We start from the raw sequence: 1,201 nt of genomic DNA, 5'->3' as shown, positions 1-1,201 counted from the left end.
TGTGCTCAGTTTTTACACATTTTGAGCCCGTGGCACTTTTATATAGAGGGCATTTTGAAGGGAAAGGAGGTGGTCAAGTTGATTGAAGCAATGGAACGGCTCACACCTCTGCTGGTTGCGGTGGTTACAGCGGTCACGCCGATTGTGCTGGCGATCGCGAGCAATGGGAAAAAGGACAGGGCGCAGCAGAAAGAAAACTCGGATAAGCTCAATGGGTCAATAGACGCGCTGAAGAGCAGTGTTGACCGGATGGACAACCGTATCTGCACACTGGAAGAGCACGCAGATGAGCATTATCGGCGGCTGCTGGTCATGGAGATTATGGAAGAAAATCTGCCTGTTGAAGAACGTCTGAAGGCGGGAGAGAAGTATGTGGCGAAAGGCTGGAACGGACCGGTCAAGGCCAGATATGAACTGCTGCTTGAGGAATATAAGCAGATGCAGAGGGAGGAGTTTGTGTGAGAATGATGCATCTTCAGACAATGAAACATGGAGGAGGTCAAAATGGAGTATTCAGTAATTGTAAGATGTGTGATCTATCTTTGTGCGCTGATCTTCGGCGGATTGGCGTTGTGGTATCAGGGCAATGCCAAGGTCAGCGGACGGGTAGCGGCGCTGATCCAGCGGGCCGAAGAGCTGTACAGTGACCTGACCAATGCGGGCGGGGTGAAATTTGAGTGGGTGGTTGGCCAGCTCTATAGTCTGCTGCCGCTTGCGGTGCGACCGTTTGTACCGCGCAAACTGGTTGAACAGGTCGTGCAGACTACCTTCGATGCCATCGAAGGATATGCCCGGATGCAGCTGGACAAGCTGACAGGCGGCGATCGAGAAGCAAAGCGGGAAAAAGATTGCGAGGTGTTGGGATGAGCCAGAGACTGACGCTTCCGTTTAAGACTATGCGGCTCACAGCGGGCTATAAGCATCCGCAGTACCAGAAAGAATGGGGATGGCCCCATTACGGCATAGACTGCTACGATCCCAATACACACGATGTCCTTGCCCTCGGAGATGGTGAGGTGATCGCCGCCGGGCAGGACGGCCCCACGCTGACTGGCAAATTGTCCCGGCTAGGCATGGTGACAGTGCTTGTCTACCGGGATGTGCTCTGCAATGATGGTAAAGTGAGGGACTTGACCGCCCGCACCTACCACCATGCAAGCGTCAAGATTAAGGCAGGAGACAAGGTGCGGCGCGGGCAGGT

At 53.9% G+C, this 1,201-nt stretch carries 3 protein-coding genes; all 3 read left to right on the top strand.

Annotated elements, in window-relative coordinates:
• Positions 1-462, top strand: a 462-nt coding sequence (locus D5269_RS17885) for a hypothetical protein (protein WP_207670333.1), incomplete at its 5' end; no start/stop codon positions are given.
• 42 nt (positions 463-504) lie between these two features.
• Entirely contained in the window at positions 505-867 is a 363-nt protein-coding gene (locus tag D5269_RS17880) for a hypothetical protein (RefSeq protein WP_120487624.1), read from the top strand.
• On the top strand, positions 864-1,201 hold a 338-nt coding region (locus tag D5269_RS17875; protein WP_199735788.1), incomplete at its 3' end, for a hypothetical protein. The genes D5269_RS17880 and D5269_RS17875, both read left to right, overlap by 4 nt.

Source organism: Anaerotruncus sp. 1XD42-93 (assembly GCF_009917605.1).
Classification (GTDB): Bacteria; Bacillota; Clostridia; order Oscillospirales; family Ruminococcaceae; genus Anaerotruncus.
Note: the sequence above shows the minus strand (reverse complement) of the source record. Positions and strands in the feature narration are given on the sequence as shown.

Bases quoted from the DNA above. Each gene is read 5' to 3' on its own strand.
- D5269_RS17880 (WP_120487624.1), top strand. From the start codon at position 505: ATGGAGTATTCAGTAATTGTAAGATGTGTGATCTATCTTTGTGCGCTG.